Annotated in this window: 15 protein-coding genes and 3 pseudogenes; 10 read left to right on the top strand and 8 right to left on the bottom strand. The window is 62.8% G+C overall.

The window, feature by feature from the left end:
- Nucleotides 1-133 precede the first annotated feature (133 nt).
- Nucleotides 134-1345, bottom strand: coding sequence for a LeuA family protein (locus ACFQH2_RS07390; RefSeq protein WP_377076600.1), 1212 nt, complete (start codon nt 1343-1345; stop codon nt 134-136).
- Nucleotides 1346-1527: 182 nt separating this feature from the next.
- Nucleotides 1528-1884, bottom strand: a complete 357-nt coding sequence (locus tag ACFQH2_RS07395; RefSeq protein ID WP_377076601.1) for a hypothetical protein — start codon at nt 1882-1884, stop codon at nt 1528-1530.
- A 169-nt stretch (nt 1885-2053) separates the two neighbouring features.
- On the opposite strand from ACFQH2_RS07395, the gene ACFQH2_RS07400 reads away from it, so the two are divergent.
- A complete protein-coding gene (locus tag ACFQH2_RS07400) occupies nt 2054-2353 on the top strand; it encodes a DUF5779 family protein (protein WP_377052328.1) in 300 nt (99 codons plus the stop codon).
- Nucleotides 2354-2356: 3 nt separating this feature from the next.
- On the opposite strand, the gene fer is transcribed toward ACFQH2_RS07400, so the two are convergent.
- Nucleotides 2357-3004 (bottom strand): ferredoxin Fer, encoded by a 648-nt coding sequence (fer, locus tag ACFQH2_RS07405; RefSeq protein ID WP_377052330.1) that lies wholly within the window; start codon nt 3002-3004, stop codon nt 2357-2359.
- 136 nt (nt 3005-3140) lie between these two features.
- On the opposite strand from fer, the gene ACFQH2_RS07410 reads away from it, so the two are divergent.
- Both ACFQH2_RS07410 and ACFQH2_RS07415 read left to right on the top strand, forming a co-directional pair.
- A complete protein-coding gene (locus tag ACFQH2_RS07410; protein ID WP_377052332.1) occupies nt 3141-3821 on the top strand; it encodes a hypothetical protein in 681 nt (226 codons plus the stop codon).
- A gap of 52 nt (nt 3822-3873) precedes the next feature.
- Complete coding sequence (locus tag ACFQH2_RS07415) at nt 3874-4308, top strand: hypothetical protein (protein ID WP_377052334.1); 435 nt, start codon at nt 3874-3876, stop codon at nt 4306-4308.
- 1 nt (nt 4309) lies between these two features.
- On the opposite strand, the gene ACFQH2_RS07420 is transcribed toward ACFQH2_RS07415, so the two are convergent.
- Together ACFQH2_RS07420 and aglJ are read right to left on the bottom strand one after the other, a co-directional pair.
- On the bottom strand, nt 4310-4519 hold the full coding sequence (locus ACFQH2_RS07420) for a ribbon-helix-helix domain-containing protein (RefSeq protein ID WP_377052336.1): 210 nt from the start codon (nt 4517-4519) through the stop codon (nt 4310-4312).
- Between the two features lie 171 nt (nt 4520-4690).
- Nucleotides 4691-5608, bottom strand: a complete 918-nt coding sequence (aglJ, locus tag ACFQH2_RS07425; protein ID WP_377052338.1) for an S-layer glycoprotein N-glycosyltransferase AglJ — start codon at nt 5606-5608, stop codon at nt 4691-4693.
- 225 nt (nt 5609-5833) lie between these two features.
- Between aglJ and ACFQH2_RS07430 the strand changes: the two are divergent.
- Nucleotides 5834-6142: pseudogene (locus ACFQH2_RS07430) on the top strand (RtcB family protein); the annotation flags it as partial.
- A complete protein-coding gene (locus ACFQH2_RS07435) occupies nt 6134-8722 on the top strand; it encodes an RtcB family protein (protein ID WP_377057032.1) in 2589 nt (862 codons plus the stop codon). The pseudogene ACFQH2_RS07430 and the gene ACFQH2_RS07435, both read left to right, overlap by 9 nt.
- Nucleotides 8723-8862: 140 nt before the next feature.
- On the opposite strand, the gene mce is transcribed toward ACFQH2_RS07435, so the two are convergent.
- Nucleotides 8863-9246: a methylmalonyl-CoA epimerase gene (mce, locus tag ACFQH2_RS07440; RefSeq protein ID WP_377052340.1), complete on the bottom strand. Its 384-nt coding sequence runs from the start codon at nt 9244-9246 to the stop codon at nt 8863-8865.
- A 94-nt stretch (nt 9247-9340) separates the two neighbouring features.
- Nucleotides 9341-11022, bottom strand: a pseudogene (locus ACFQH2_RS07445) (acyl-CoA mutase large subunit family protein).
- 104 nt (nt 11023-11126) lie between these two features.
- On the opposite strand from ACFQH2_RS07445, the gene ACFQH2_RS07450 reads away from it, so the two are divergent.
- Nucleotides 11127-11756, top strand: a complete 630-nt coding sequence (locus tag ACFQH2_RS07450) for an NUDIX domain-containing protein (RefSeq protein ID WP_377052344.1) — start codon at nt 11127-11129, stop codon at nt 11754-11756.
- A 43-nt stretch (nt 11757-11799) separates the two neighbouring features.
- Entirely contained in the window at nt 11800-12030 is a 231-nt protein-coding gene (locus ACFQH2_RS07455; RefSeq protein ID WP_377052346.1) for a hypothetical protein, read from the top strand.
- 16 nt (nt 12031-12046) lie between these two features.
- On the opposite strand, the gene ACFQH2_RS07460 is transcribed toward ACFQH2_RS07455, so the two are convergent.
- Nucleotides 12047-12622 (bottom strand): GNAT family N-acetyltransferase, encoded by a 576-nt coding sequence (locus ACFQH2_RS07460; RefSeq protein ID WP_377052348.1) that lies wholly within the window; start codon nt 12620-12622, stop codon nt 12047-12049.
- Nucleotides 12623-12928: 306 nt separating this feature from the next.
- Between ACFQH2_RS07460 and ACFQH2_RS07465 the strand changes: the two genes are divergently transcribed.
- From ACFQH2_RS07465 to ACFQH2_RS07475, 3 genes and pseudogenes are all read left to right on the top strand, one after another.
- Entirely contained in the window at nt 12929-13294 is a 366-nt protein-coding gene (locus ACFQH2_RS07465) for a hypothetical protein (RefSeq protein ID WP_377076602.1), read from the top strand.
- 54 nt (nt 13295-13348) lie between these two features.
- Nucleotides 13349-14385, top strand: a pseudogene (locus ACFQH2_RS07470) (NAD(P)/FAD-dependent oxidoreductase).
- A gap of 57 nt (nt 14386-14442) precedes the next feature.
- Nucleotides 14443-16443, top strand: coding sequence for an AMP-binding protein (locus ACFQH2_RS07475; protein ID WP_377052354.1), 2001 nt, complete (start codon nt 14443-14445; stop codon nt 16441-16443).
- Nucleotides 16444-16445: the final 2 nt, after the last annotated feature.

A 16445-nucleotide genomic window follows, 5' to 3' on the forward strand; every position in this document is an offset into this window, starting at 1 on the left:
CACCAGTCGGAGCGATCCGTTTCATCACGCCGTACCTGATGCTCTTTGAGTACATAATTCTTGTGTGTTATCGAGTACCGGTCGTAGACCAGTCGCTCGCAGTTGTCACTACCGGCGGACCCGGACGCGGTCATCAGGCGCGGACCTCCTCCGTGCGCTTGATGCCCTGCTCGCGTGCGAACTCCTTCAGCATCGCCAGTGTCACTCGCTCCTTTTCCGCGCCGCGGTCTTTCACCTCGCGGGTGACCGCGCGGACCTCGTCGTCGGAGGGAGCGAAGCCGGCCTCTTCTAGCCGTTCGCGGACCGAGTGATTGCCGGTGTGTTTGCCAAGCACCAGTTCGCGGTGGGCGCCGACCATATCTGGGGTCATGACGCCCGGCTCGAACGTATCGGAGTTCTCGATGACGCCTGCGGCGTGGATGCCGCTCTCGTGGGAGAACGCGTTCTCGCCGACGACGGGCTTGTTGCCCGGGACGTCGATCCCGCTTTTCTCCTCGACCAGCCGCGAGAGTTCGGTGATACGCGACGTGTCGATGCCAGTATCGACCTGGTAGACCGACTCGATAGCCATCACGAACTCCTCGTATGCGGCGTTGCCGGCGCGTTCGCCGATCGAGTTGACCGACACCTGCGCCTGCCTGGCGCCCGCTTCGATGCCCGAGAGGGCGTTGGCGGTCGCCAGTCCGAAGTCGTCGTGGGTGTGAACGTCGACGTTCGCGTCGGTGTGGGAGACGACCGTGCTGATCAGGTCGTAGAACCGTCGCGGCGTCGCCACGCCACACGTGTCTGGGATGTTGATCCAGTCGGTCCCGGCATCCGAGACCTCCTCAATCACTTCGATCAGGTACCCTTCGTCAGTACGGGTCGCGTCCATCGGCGAGTACATGCAGGTCAGTCCTGCGTCCTTGACTCGCTCGACGGCCGCGACCGAACGCTCTACTACTTCTTCACGGGTCGCGTGCATCGAATCCTCGATCTGAACGTCGCTCGTCGAGGAGAACACGTGGACCATCTCGACGCCGCTGTCGATTGCGGCCTCGATGTCCTTGTCGACGACCCGCGCCAATCCGCAGGTCGTCGTCGATGTGTTCTCGGCGATGTCACGCACCGCCTCGAACTCCGCATCGGAGTTGACGGGGAACCCGGCCTCGATGACGTGGGTACCCATCTCGTCCAGCACGGCCGCTATCTCGCGTTTGTCTTCGTACGAGAATGACGTCCGTGGTGATTGTTCTCCGTCGCGGAGTGTGGTATCGAAAACGCGTGCTGACTCAATTTCGTCAGTTGAATCTAACGTGCCCTGGAAGAACTCGACCCCCTGACTGGTGTCAGAGGACGAATCCATGGACGTTTGGTCGGACATGGTATCTTAGTGAATCATGTCTCAGTATATAAGTGTGTCGTTCGTTCGGCCAATCGTCGACCTGCTTTGGCCGGCAAAAATTACAAACCGGCATCTACGGCATGCTGACGGGTACCGCTCGTCTATCGACGGGAACGCGCGACTCGAATCCTACCAGTACGACGTCACGACCACGTCGATGACCGTATTGTCGGTGTCGATATCGAGCGTCTGACCACTCCGGGATCGAGCGTCGGTGTGTAGGTTTCCCTGACAGAAGAGTCGACGTACTCCAGCGTGTCGCTGATCACCGGATCGTCCTCCTCGCCGGGATCCAGTAGCGCTACGTCGGCCACACCCACCTCGCGGACATGGACGACGACCTCCGTCTCGTCGTCTTCAGCCACGTCGAACTCGAACGACTCCGCATCGAGGATCCGGTCGTCGATACGGACGACTTCCTCCTCCGGGCCGTCGTCGCCCAGACAGCCAGCAGTAGCCACTGTCGCACCAGCGGCCAGCACGAATCTACGTCGGATCATGCGTAACTGTCACGCGTAGAACACAAAACCCCACTGTTAGGCCAAATCATCGTTGTACCTATCGGTACGAGCGATGGGGTATCTGCGCCGTCTCTCTGGGTGCGACCTGACGGCTCGTCGCCCCGTCGGACTGAGAAGGTTTTTTCTCGGGGGTTACCTCTGATGCGATATGACCGATTTCAACCTCGATCTCCGTTCGATGGAGGACCACATCGAGGACGAAGACGAGGGCGAAGCGTTCGACGGACGCGTCGTGCTCGGCGTACTCGACGGCACGACGGAACCGGACGAGTGGGTCGAAACTGTGATCGCCGGAAACGTCCTCGTCCTCGCCGTCGAGGGCGACATCAACGAACTGGCCGCCGGGTTTGCCCGAGACGTACGCGACGAGGACGGCGAACTCGTCCACTTCCGCGGGTTCCTGATCGTCTCGCCACCGGATGTGAGTATCGACACCGGCCAACTGTAACGCTCAATCCGTCGAGTAGGCGCGATTGAACCGGCTCTCCGAGAGTAACAGGTCCTCGACCGCTGGCAGGTGTTTCACGTTGAAGACGACTTTCGTGTCCTCGGTGACCGGAGCGGAGATACAGGACAGTCGGATCCCCCGGTCGATCATCTCCGAGGTGAGGACGTGGCTCGTCGGCGGCGGAACGTCCCCCTCGATCACCGCGACGGCACAGTTCGAGCACGCACCGCCGCGACAGGCAAATGGCCACGCCAGCCCGCTGTTTTCGGCGGCTTCGAGCAACGTCTCGTTTTTCTCGACCGTAATCTCGCCGTAATCGGCCTGTCCGAGATTTGCACCGGCCGCTTTCTCGAACAGATCTTCGTCTTCCAGGCTCCAGCCCTGCTCGTCGAGGCGCTGATAGTTCAGGAACTCGACGCGAAAGCGCTCCTCTTCTGCCTCGTCGACGGGATCCGTGTCGTTCTCGTGGACCGAGATCGGACCCGCCTTGCCCGCCTCGATCCGTTCGTACGCCGTCTTGACAGCCTGGAACGCGCGCGCCGATCCGCCGTGGTCCGGATGTGTCTCCTTGACCCGTGCCCGATACGCTTCGAGCAGTTCCTCGTCGTCCGCTCCGCGCTCGACGCCCAGGATGTCGTACGGCGATGCCACGCGAGCGGCTAGCGGCCCGTCGTATATATTCCCTACTCTTGGTGGGTGTTCACATATCACTCGGATCTGTTGGCGGTTCCTCTCGGGACGTTGGGGTGGGTTTATCGGGCTTGCACCCCGAGTTGTGGGCAGACAGATGCCGATCAAAGCCAGCGGAGCAGCCGAACTCGAGAAGACGGTAGACTGGGATATCGGAATGAGCTGGATCGCGTATCCCGACGAGGGAATGAAGCGCGCGAGCCACGCACTCGTCGTCGACGACGAAGTGTGGCTGGTCGATCCGGTGGACGCCGACGGCCTGGACGAGAAACTTGACGAGTACGGTCCCGTGGCGGGCATCGTCATCCTGCTGGATCGGCACAAACGAGACAGCGCCGCTATTGCGCGCCGCCACGACGTGCCGGTGTACGTCCACGAATCGATGGACGACGTCGCCGAGGATCTCGACGCCGATATCGAGCGGTTCGACGACCGGCTTGCCGAGACTGGCTTCGAGGTGCTGCCCGTGGTGACCAGGCGCGTCTGGAAGGAGGTCGCGCTGTACGACGAGGAGACCGGCACGCTGGTCGTTCCGGAATCCCTCGGGCGGGCGAGTTACTTCCTCGCGGGCGACGAGCGACTGGGCGTCCACCCGCTCCGTCGGACGACGCCGCCGCGTGACGTCTTCGAGAACCTCGATCCCGAACGGATCCTCATCGGTCACGGGACGCCGATCCTCAACGACGCAACCCGAGTGATGCGTGACGCGCTAGCCGGGTCGCGCAGGCGGATGCCCAGACTGTACCTGGAGAACGCCAGGTCGGTGCTCCCGTTCTGAGTGAGGTAACCGAGCGACACCGTTAACACTCGCTCTCCGCAAGTTACCGGTAGTGAGCCGCGATACCGGAGTGTTCGTAACCGAGGGGTTACAGGAGGCTTTGCTGGAGTACGCCGCCGAGCAGGATCCCGATCCGGTGAGCATGGCGCTCTCGGTGACGCCTGCAGACGAACTCGACGGCGCGAACGACCTCCCGGCGAACACGCCCGTTTTCACCGACCTGTACGTTCCCCAGGGCGACCGATCAGTCAATGCCGTCTTCGGCATGGACTTCACCATCCCGCCCCACCAGACGCAGGGGCGATTCCTCTCCCATCCGGACGGGAGTCTGGATGTCACGCTCGAAGACGACCTTCACGAAGTGATCCTCGTCGCGATACCGCCGTGGGAGGCCGGAGACGTCGCCGCTTTCAATCGGTCCGGCGAACGGCGGTCGCTAACTGTTATCGATGCCGTCCCGCCCACTGACTCGTTCGAGGGCCTCTGAGCTACTCCAGATAGCCTAACTCGCTTAGCTGGTCGGCGATCTCTTCGAACTCGGCCTCGGTTAGCTCTCCACGTTTCTGGTGCTGAATGACGATGCTCCGGAGCATGAACCGGACCAGATCGCTCGTACTGGAAAAGCTCGTTCCCTCGATCGTCTCGTCGACTCGGTCCGCGAGATCCTTCGGGATCGAGACGGTGGTGTACTCGGTCATGTCGGGACGTTAGAGGCGAGGCTGATAAGACCTTCCGGACTACGGTGGGCCGCTCGACGAGCAGAGAGGTGGTCTTGGCTATGCCACGGCTACGGCGCTTCGCTCGGGAACGCGGAAAAATCGACGTCAGTCGGCCTGCTCGCGCAGGTTCGCGCACTGGTTCCTTTCTGCTCACTCCTCGTCGTCGGTGATCTGCTCGATCCGCCGCCGCTGCTCCCGGTGTAGGGTCACGATCATGTCCGAGAGCACGCCGAACATGATGATCTGGATACCGAGCAGGATCGCAAAGGACCCCAGCAGGGCGAGCACCTCGTGGCTGATCCCTTCGACGAACCACCGATAGCCGACGTAGAGGCCGAGCACGCCCCCGGCGAGCATGCTCGTACTACCGATCGCCCCGTAGTACAGAATGGGGTTGTTCAGTTTCGCCAGTCGGTACAGCGTGAGGGCGATCACTGCCCCATCCCGCAGCGGATGCAGGTTCGTCTCCGAGCCATCCGGGCGTGGATGGTAGCCGATCGGGACGACCTCGGTGTCGATGCCCTGTCGGACACACTCGACTGCCAGTTCGGTCTCGATCCCGAACCCGTTCGAGGAAAGGTCGAGTCGCTCGATGGATTCGACGCTGAAGGCGCGGTAGCCGCTGAGTACGTCCGTGAGATTGCGGTGATGCACGACGGCGAAGGTCCGGTTGATCAGCCGGTTTCCGAGCCGATTGAGGCGGGTCATCGCGCCGGGGTGCATGTCGGCAAACCGGTTGCCGATGACGTGTTCCGCACGCCCCTCGCGGAGCGGTTCGAGCATTGCATCCGCGTCCTCCGGACGATAGGTGGCGTCACCGTCGACGAGCAGGACGTACTCGGCATCTATCTCCTCGAGCGCCTCTATTACTGCCTGTCCCTTCCCCTCGCCCCGTTGCTCTACGACGCGCGCCCCGTGGTCGCGCGCGATCTCTCGCGTCTCGTCCGCGGAACCGCCGTCGATCACGAGGACGTTCTCGTAGCCCTCCGCTCGGAAGCCGTCGATCACGTCCCCGATCGTTTCGGCCTCGTCGAGAGTTGGGATCAGCACACAGACGTCCTCGGTCATTGTTCTCCGATGCTCACCACGCCCGCAAAAGCCTTGTTTCTCCACGTCTTCCACGCAGTTGTTCACTTACCGCATGCTACGGTGTTCACCCCGTCCGCAGAGACCGTGATACGCCGTGCTGGCAGCGACCTCCCACCATGCGAGCCGTGTCACCTGTTCGCTAGCGACACGACAGCGTCGAGACACGTCGAAACCTATTGGGCCGTTCGCGTTGCATATTCGCGTATGACTACCTACGACGCCGACGGCATCACCCTGCATAAGGTTCGGGACTACGTCTGGGAGATTCCCCAGGAAGGCGAGATGCGCGCCCCGGCGCGCGTGCTCGCCAGCGAGCAGTTACTGGACGAGATTTCCGAGGACAAGACGCTCCAGCAGTTGAAAAACACGACACACCTGCCGGGGATCACGAAACACGCCATCTGTATGCCCGACGGCCACCAGGGCTACGGCTTCCCCGTTGGTGGCGTCGGCGCGCTCGACGCCGAAGACGGCTGTATCTCCCCGGGCGCGGTCGGCTATGACATCAACTGCCTCACGGGTGACACAGAGGTGCTCCTCGAACACGGTCGGGCGGTATCCATCGAGGACCTCAAAACACGGTTTGAGGACGAACGGGCGATGGTCGCGGACGATACGCTGACCCCGTCCTCGATACGGCTGTTCACTGAACGGGAAGACGCAACGGTCTATGAGGTCGAAACCGAAACTGGGGAGCGGATCACCGCGACGAGTGATCACCCCTTCCTGACCCCGGACGGAATGTGTGAACTCGGAGCACTCTCGAACGGGGACGAAGTGATGGTTCAGCCGTTCCGCGGCATCAAACACGAGGATCCCGAGGAGTTCACAGTACTGACCGAAGCGGATTTCGAGGACGAAAACCTACAGCTCGTTCAAGCACTGAAAGATCGCGACCTGCTCCCGCTGAAGTCGACTGACAACGAATTCAACCGACTCCTCAAACTTGTCGGATTCTTCACAGGAGACGGAGCAATCGGAAGCGGGGGACAGACTTGGTTCTACGGCGAGCCCGAAGACCTAGAGAAGATCCGGACGGACATCAGTGCGATCGGGTTCAAACCCTCGAAGATCTACGAACGGACTCGTTCTCACGAGATAGATGGTCGATCGTTCGAGAGCACGGAGCACAGTACGCGAGCGACCTCGAAGGGCTTCCAGCGGATGCTCGTGGAACTGGGTGCGCCGGAGGGGACGAAGATCCAATCCTCGTTTACCACGCCGTCGTACTTCGACCGGCTAGCAGACTGGCAGAAGGCACTGTACGTGTCGGCGTATTTCGGGGCCGAAATGAACGAGCCTGCAGCCCAACACGACAAGAACCTGTACTGTCCGAAAGTCTCACAGACTCGTGTGGTGGACGTCGCTGATGAAGGCGAACAGTTCATGGCCGAGATTGCCTCGTTCCTCGCAGATCTCGATATCGAGACGAACGAGATCGAGCGGTTCGGGACCGACTCGAATGCCGATCGGGAGACCGTTCGGCTTCGCCTCGCCATCAAAAACGATAGCCAAAACCTGATTCGGTTCTTCTCTGCAGTGGGGTACCGATACAATCAGGAGAAACGGCGCAAAGCGAGCAAGGCGCTCCAGTACCTGAAACGGAAGGAGACAGTAATTGACCGGCGCACATCGATCGCCGATCAGGCACGAACACTGGCAGACGGTGGGCAATCCGTCGAAGCGATCAAAATGGACTTCGAGATCAACGACCGGTTCATCGAACGTAGCGTCTGGAGCGGCCGTGAGGGTCGACCTCGGCCACCGGCTGATTTCCCCGGATTCGAGGAATTCTGTGAGGAGATCACCGTCGGTGATAACCTCATGGTGTCGGATCGAATCCGATCGATCGATTGCGTCGGCACGGAGTCGGTCTACGATATCGGTGTCGAGCACGGCGCACACAACTTCATCGCGGATGGGTTCATTGTCTCGAACTGCGGCGTCCGGATGATGACGACGAATCTGAGCTACGACGACGTCCAAGGTCACGAGGAGGAACTCGTCGACAACCTCTTCGCGAACATCCCCTCGGGACTGGGCGGCGGCGGGGTCGTCGAAAGCGACATGGAGACGATCGAGGCCATCCTCGAGAACGGCGTCGAGTGGGCCGTCGAGGAGGACTACGGCGTCGAGGCCGACCTGCTGGCCTGCGAGGACGAGGGACGCCGACCCGACGCCGATCCGTCAGCCATCTCCCAGAAGGCGAAGGATCGCGGGAAGAACCAGATCGGGAGTCTGGGGAGCGGGAACCACTTCCTCGAAGTCCAGCGCGTCACGGACGTCTTCCGCGAGGACGTGGCCGGCGAGTTCGACCTCGAAGAGGATCAGATCGTCGTCCTGATCCACTGCGGGAGTCGGGGGCTGGGCCACCAGACCTGCAACGACTATCTCCGAAAGATCGAGCAGACCCATAGCGACCTCCTGAATCAGTTGCCGGACAAGGAACTGGCTGCCGCACCAGCCGGTTCCCAACTCGCCGAGGAGTACTACGGCGCGATGTGTGCAGCGATCAACTTCGCGTGGGTGAACCGCCAGGTCATCATGCACCGCACGCGCCGCGTGTTCGAGAAGGTGTTCGACCGCACGTGGGAGGAGATGGAGATGAACCTGCTCTACGACGTGGCCCACAACATCGCGAAGAAGGAGACCCACACCGTCGACGGCGAGGAACGCGAACTCTACGTCCACCGCAAGGGTGCGACCAGAGCGTTCCCCGCAGGCCATCCGGAGGTTCCGGCGGCCTACCGTGACGTCGGCCAGCCGATCATCATCCCCGGCAGCATGGGCGCGGGAAGCTACGTCCTGCGCGGCGGCGACCGATCGATGGATGAGACGTTCGGTTCGACGGCTCACGGGGCGGGACGGCTGATGTCCCGCACCCAGGCCAAAAACGAGTTCTGGGGCGGCGACGTCCAGGACGACCTGCGCGAGACCCAGCAGATCTACGTCAAGGCCCAGAGCGGCGCGACTGTCGCCGAGGAGGCCCCCGGCGTCTACAAGGACGTCGACGAGGTCGTCCGCGTCTCGGACGCACTCGGTATCGGCGACAAGGTCGCCCGGACGTTCCCCGTCTGCAACATCAAGGGCTAATCCTCCGTCCGGCGTGCGCGAGGGACGCGCGCGAGGGCACTCGCGCCCCTCCGTGGGCGCGACACCGGTTGGGGAGGACGAGGTCTGAAAGATAGTGAGGCCTCAAAAGAGTGAGGCCTCGCGAGCAATGCGAGACCCACTCACTCCTCGACGAACTCGACCAGCACGCCGCCGGTGTCGTTCGGATGCAGGAAGGCGACGTCGTGGCCCCACGCGCCCTCCCGTGGCTCTTCGTCGATACATTCGATTTCCAGTTCGCGGGCCGTCTCCAGGGCCGCCTCGATATCCTCTGTCAGGACCGCGACGTGGTGGACGCCGGGGCCGTGCTTGTCGAGAAATCGGGCAACAGTGGCGTGCTGAATGGGTTCGAGTAGCTCGAAGTAGCCCCCGTCGACTTCGAGCATGACGATACGCAGGCCGTCGAGTTCCTCCTCGTGAACGACGGGTGCGTCGAACAGCGCACCGTACAGATCGATCAACTGGTCAGCGTCCTGCGTCGCGACACCCGTGTGATGAAACTGCATACAGTATTCGACTACCGGCAAGTAGTTTAGCGTTTGGTGGCTTCCAGTCGGGCGACAACCATCGATGCCGGCGGCGACCGCGCCCACGCTCCGTTCAGACTGCGCCTGCGCCGCGGTACTCGCCGAACTCGTCGCGGAGCACGTCACAGACCTCGCCGACCGTCGCGTAGACTTTCACAGCCTCGATCATCGGCGGGAGCAGGTTGCCGTCGCTCTGGGCGGTCTCGCGCAGCGTATTTAGTTTCGCTTCGACGGCCTCGTCGTCGCGCTCCTCGCGGACCGAGTTCAGTCGGTCGATCTGTCGGCGTTCGTCCTCCTCGGTGACCTCCTCCAGATCCATCTCCTGGCGCTCCTCTATCTCGAACTTGTTGACGCCGACGACGATCCGGTCGCCGGATTCGGTCTCTTGCTGGCGGTCGTAGGCGACGTCCTGGATCTGGCGCTGGACCCACTGGTCCTCGATGGCGCGGAGCATCCCGCCGCGTTCGTCGACGGAGTCGAGGATGTCGAACGCCTCCGCTTCGAGGTCGTCGGTCAGCGACTCGACGTAGTAGCTTCCGCCGAGCGGGTCGACAGTGTCGGCAGCGCCGGATTCGTGGGCGAGGATCTGCTGGGTGCGTAGCGCGGTCCGAACGGACTCCTCTGTCGGCAGCGCAAGCGCTTCGTCTTTCCCGTTCGTGTGGAGGCTCTGGGTACCGCCGAGCACTGCGGCGAGCGCCTGATAGGCGACGCGCACGACGTTGTTGTCGACCTGTTGGGCGGTCAGTGTCGAGCCCGCAGTTTGCGTGTGGAACTTCAGTTGTTTAGACGCCGGATCGGTGGCGTCGAAGCGCTCCTCCATGATTCGGGCCCACATCCGACGGGCGGCACGGAACTTGGCCACCTCCTCGAGGATGTTGTTGTGGGCGGCGAAAAAGAAGGATAACTGCGGTGCGAACTCGTCGACGTCGAGGCCGGTCTCGACGGCCGCGTCGACGTACTCGATACCGTTGCCGAGGGTAAAGGCGAGTTCCTGCGCGGCAGTCGCACCCGCCTCCCGGACGTGATAGCCGGAGATGGAGATTGTGTTGAAGTTCGGCGTCTCGTCGGCGCAGAACTCGAAGATGTCGGTGATAATCCGCATCGACGGCTCGGGCGGGTAGATGTAGGTGTTCCGCGCGATATACTCCTTGAGCACGTCGTTCTGGATCGTGCCGCGAAGCTCTTCGCGGGGGACGCCCTGCTGGTCGCCCAGCGCGATGTACATCGCGAGTAGTACCGATGCGGGCGCGTTGATCGTCATGCTCGTCGAGACGTCCGCGAGCGGGATACCGTCGAACACCGTCTCGAAGTCCCGGAGCGAGTCGATAGCGACGCCGGATTTGCCGACCTCCCCTGGGCCATCGAGTCGTCCGAGTCGTAGCCCATCTGTGTCGGGAGGTCGAAGGCCATCGAAAGCCCCGTCTGTCCCTGATCGAGCAGGTAGTGAAACCGCTCGTTGGTCTCTCGTGCGGTGCCCATCCCGGCGTACTGGCGCATCGTCCAGAGCCGCCCGCGGTACATCGTGGGATAGACGCCGCGGGTGTAAGGCTCCTCGGCGGGGTACCCGACGTCCTCCTCGTAGTCCTGTTCGGCGATATCGGCGGGCGTGTAGAGCCGTTGCACCTCCTGTCCGCCGGTGTCGGTGGTGAACCGCTCCCGGCGCTCGCCGAAGCGTTCGAGCGTCGGCTCGACCTGCTCGCGCTCCCACTCGTCTTTCCCGGCGCGGATCGCCTCCAGGTCGTCGGGGTCGAACATCGTTTCCCACGTTGGTGGCCGGGTGCATAAGGATTGGCGACGGCGATTCGAGTCCGCTGTATATTGACAGTCTTTTTACCGGACTGCACAGACAACCGAACGTCATGAGCTATCGTGAGATCAAACTCGACGCAGTCGAGCGCCATCGCGATCGGCTCTTCGATCGCTTCGGCGAGAAACCCGTGTACCAGCGCACTGACGCCGTCGACCCGGATCGGTTCGAGCAGTGGCTCGAGGGCTCGGAGAACGGCTACGTCGGCAGTGCCTACGCGCTCGTCCGCCGATGGCCCGAGCAACAGGCTCCGCTTTCGGAGACGCTCCCCGTGGACGGTCCCGAGCGCGAGCGCGTTCTCCTGATTCTGGGCCGCGGAAACACGAAGTGGAGTCTCCCCGGTGGCGGAAGAGAGACCGACGAGCCGTTCGATCGGACTGTAGAGCGCGAGGTTCGCGAGGAGGTCGGGATCGATATCGAACCGCGGACGATCAGTCATCTCCGCCACGACCGCATCATCTGTGAGGGGTACGAGGAGCGTCTCAATATGCTCCGCGTGTTCTTCCGGGCCGACTACGTCGACGGATCGATAACGGTCCAACCGAGTGAACTCAACGGTGCCGTATGGGTTGTCGATCCGCCTGACAAGGACGAGTTACATTTCGGAACGAAACGGGCGCTCGCCGGATGGTCGGTAGGAGATGACAGTTCACCGGAGACGGAACGCGGCGACGCCGGATGATGGACCGCGCCGTTTTTGATCGTGTAGCACCCAGTCGTCAGTAATGAGTGCGCCGTTCCCCGAGACCGACGACGATTCGCCGGGCACCAGCCGGATCAGGGCGGCGCTGTACATCCTCCCGTTTCTCCTGCTCGGGCTGGCGAACGTCGCACTGGTGATGGTCTGGGGAGCCGAACCGCTGTGGGTGTTCGTCATGCTCCCGCCGATCATCTTCATCACCGTCATCGGCTGGGTCGCGTTCAAATACGGAATCGGTGAGGAACAGGGCGCTTGACCGCGGCAAGTGCCGCCTAACCCGTATCGTATTTGTACGTCGCCGACTCCGGGTCGATGCCGAAGTCTTCTGCGGGCTCATCCGGCTCGTCGGAGCTCTGTTCTCGCGCGTTCTTGAATCGCTCGCGGAGTCGGTCGGGCATCCGGAACTCGTCGACGTCGATGACGAGTGGCACGGCGTCCGGCGCGGTGTTCTCTCGTTTCGCTTCGAGACGCTCCTGCAGTTTCTCGGGGAGCTCCGCGGCCGGGATACCCTGGAACCCGAACTGCATGAGATAGCCCGGCTCGTCCGTGAGGCTGTAGACCTGCTCGAACCCCTCGTCGCGGGCGTGTTCGATCAGCCGTTCGATAACGTGCGCGCCGACGCCCTGCTCGCGCCACCCGTCGAGGACGCCGATACTGGTCAGTTCACAGAGTTCCCCCTCGTCGATCCGGTGGATACGGATACGGCCGAAGCCCGCTTTCGTCCCGGACTGCTCGTCGAGCGCAATGACGTAATCCCGCGAGCGAAACGCGGTCTCGTCGAGCCCCATCGCTTCGATATGGTCCAGCAACCAGACCTCTTCTCGGTTTTTTGCGTCCCGGACGTACATATGCAACACTAGCCGGCCGCTGAATAAATGATTTGTGTGCATTGAGCCGCAGAATCGCAAGATTCGAGGGTGTCGGGCGGGACGTTCCAGTATGTCATCACCGAATCGTGTCGTCGCGGCGCAGTCGGTCGCGCTGCTTGGAATCTTTCTCGGGATCGTCATCATCGGCATCTACGCGCTGGTGACGGGCACTGCATGGGCCGAGCGGCTCGCCCGGGTGCTCGTCTTTCTCGGGGCCGCGAACCTCGGCCTCATGGAGCTATACGAGAACGCCGAAGAGTCGACGTACAGTCTCCTCGGCGGGGGATGCTGTTTCTCGGCAGCGGCTACGGCGTCGTACTGGAGGCTCTCGGCACGAGCGGATTCAGCAACACCGCCGTTGCGACGATTGTCGTCGGCGGTGTCGTGCTCACCTGGCTGGGCCCCGGTCTCAACGCCGGCAAAGACGGAGAGGCGAACGGCGACGAGGCCGCAGAAATAAATGACGATGAGGTGCCCGAGGTGAACGATAATGAGGTTGCTGAGACGAACGACGACAAAGTGACCAACGACGAAATCGCCGGAGAGCGAGTCGCCTCGAACGACGGCGCGGCGACGGAGGACGACATCGATGGAGAGCAGGTGCCGGAGGACGCCTCGGAGGACCCGGATAATGAACGCTCCGTAAGGTAGCGTGCATCACCCCCATCAGAGCGACTATCCTTGTCCAGCCCCTAGCCGAATGCGATGACACGAATCGGGATCGTCGGTGCCGGTGCGGCCGCGGCCGCGACGACCTACGTGGTAGATGAGGCGGTACCGGATGCCGACGTTACTATTCTTGAGAAATCTCGCGGCGTCTGCGGGCGGGCGGCGACGCGGCGTCGCGACAACGTGACCTACGATTACGGCGCAAACTACGTCAGATCCGAGGACGACCGGGTCGTCGAACTGCTGACCGAAGTGGTAGACGACGACGGACTGGTCGACGTCCCGGAGCCGATCTGGACGTTTACCGAGGACGACGACGTCTCAGAGGGGCGAGACGATGACGAGTACAAGTGGACCTATCGCGACGGGTTGACACAGATCGCCAAACGCCTGCTGGGCGAGACCGACGCGACGGTTCATCAGGAGACGCGCGTCGAAACAGTGCGGCGGGACGGCGACACGTGGCAACTCGTCGATACCGACGGTGAGACGTGGGGGCCGTTCGACGTGCTCGTGCTGAACCCGCCCGCGCCGCAGACTGCGGAACTGTTGGCTGATGCCGACTGGGACGCCGACATCCGGCCTGACCTCGTCGATGCAGTCGCTGACGTCGACTACCGGCCAGTCTGGTCGGCGATCCTGCATTACCCCTTCGAGATCGACCGTCCGTACTACGCGCTGATCAACACCGACAACGAACACGAGATCGGCTGGGTCGCACGGGAGGAGTGCAAACCCGGCCACGTCCCCGACGGCGAATCGCTGCTCGTCGTCCAGGCCAGTCCGGAGTGGTCGGCCGCCAACCACGACGAACCGGCCGACGCGAATCTCGACGAACTCGCAAGACGGACTGCGACGCTGCTCGACGACGAGCGACTCGCCGATCCGGACTGGACGGATCATCAGGGATGGCGGTACGGGCTCCCCGAGGGGCAGTCCTCGGTGGCCCACTCCAGTCGGCCGAGGAACACGGGCTCTACTGCGTCGGCGACTGGGTGCCCGGCGAAGGGCGGATCCACGCCGCACTCCGAAACGGACTGGAGACCGGCGAGCGGATCGCCTACTCGGTCTGACCGGCCGAACCTGTCGCCCCGGAAACCTTCTTAATCGTTCGTGTGGAATCCCGAGGTATGCCGTCTCTTAGCGACGTCGACGAGATCGTCCACGAGCCTTCGAGCGAGTTCGTCGAGTCGACGAACGTCTACGAGTTCATGCGCGAGTACGGGATCGACGACTACGACGAACTGATCGCGCGGACGACCGGTGAGGTCGCCGGCGAGCCAGCCTCCGGAATCGACTGGTTCTGGGACGAACTCGTCGAGTATCTCGGGATCGACTTTTTCGAGTCCTACGAGACCGTCCGTGACGACACCGATGGCCCACAGTTCACCGACTGGTATCCCGGCGGCGAGATCAATGCGGCCCACAACGTCGTCGACCGTCACGCCAGCGACGAAGCCAGCGAGGACCTTGCCGTGATCTGGGAGGGCGAACCCGGCGACGTCCGCGAGATAGCGTTCGACGACCTCGCCGCACAGACGAACCGGGTCGCCAACGCGCTCGACGACCGGGGCGTAGAACCGGGTGACACCGTCGCGCTGTACATGCCGATGGTACCGGAAGTCGTCTCCATCCTCTATGGCTGTCTGACAGTCGGTGCAATCGCGGTCCCGGTCTTCTCGGGCTTTGGCACCGACGCCGTCGCGACACGGCTCGACGATGCCGACCCGGACGTGCTGTTTACGGCGGACGGGTTCTACCGGCGCGGCAATCACGTCTCGCTCAAACCGACCGCGGACGACGCGCTCGAGGAGGTCGGCGGCGTCGAAAGCGTGATCATCTACGACCGGCTTGGTAGCCGGGAGGGTGACGGAATCGATCTGACGTGGAACGACGGGACCGACCAGTGGTGGGACGACGCCGTCGGCGAGGCCGACGACGAGTACGAGACGAAATCGCTCCCTGCCGATCATCCCGCGATGTTGCTGTACTCCTCGGGAACGACTGGAAAACCGAAAGGAATCGTCCAGACCCACGCTGGCGCGCTGATGCAGGCGGCCAAGGAGATCCACTTCGGCTTCGACCAGCAACCGGACGATCAGTTCTTCTGGCTCTCGGATATCGGCTGGATGATGGGGCCGTGGACTCTACTGGGTAACCATGCCTTCGGCGGGACGGTTGTGCTCTACGAGGGTGCGCCAGACCACCCTGAACCGGATCGGCTCTGGGAACTGATCGATAGCCACGACGTGACGACCTTCGGCATTTCGCCGACGGCGATCCGTGCGCTCCGGAAACACGGCGAGGAGTGGCTCGACGGCCACGACCTGTCGAGCCTTCGACTGCTTGGCTCGACCGGGGAACCGTGGGACCCCGAGTCGTGGCGCTGGTTCTACGACCGCGTCGGCGGCGGTACCTGCCCGATCATCAACATCTCCGGCGGGACCGAGATCATGGGCTGCTTTCTCATGCCGATGCCGACCCAGCCACTCAAACCCTGCACGCTCGGCGGCCCCGGTCTCGGCATGAATATCGACATCGTCGACGCCAGTGGGGAATCGATCGCCGACGAGCACGAACGGGGCTTCCTCGTCGCGCGGGACTCCTGCCCCTCGATGACGAACTCACTCTGGAGCGGCGACGAGCGGTATTTAGAGGAGTACTGGTCGACGTGGGACGACCTCTGGGACCACGGCGACTGGGCACAGATCGACGAGGACGGCTTCTGGTTCCTCCACGGCCGGGCCGACGACGCCATCAACGTTGCAGGCCGCAAAGTCGGCCCTGCCGAGGTTGAGGGCGCGCTAATCGACCACGAGACAGTCAATCAGGCCGCCGCGGTTGGCGTCCCAGACGACACGACGGGCCAGGCCGTCGTCGCGTACGTCGTCCTCGAAGACGACGCTGAGCCGAGCGAGGACCTGAAGGCGGCGCTTCGGGAGCAGGTAGGGGCCGAACTCGGCAAGCCGTTCCGGCCGCGAGAAGTGTTGTTCGTCGAGGCGTTCCCGAAGACACAGAGCGGAAAGATAGTCAGACGTGCCATCGAGGCAAGCTACACCGGCGAAGACCTCGGGGATCTTTCGAGTATCGAAAACCCCGAAGCGATCGAGGCGCTCGAAGCGGCGACGTAGGC

The organism is Natronoarchaeum sp. GCM10025703 (assembly GCF_042661985.1).
GTDB lineage: Archaea > Halobacteriota > Halobacteria > Halobacteriales > Natronoarchaeaceae > Natranaeroarchaeum.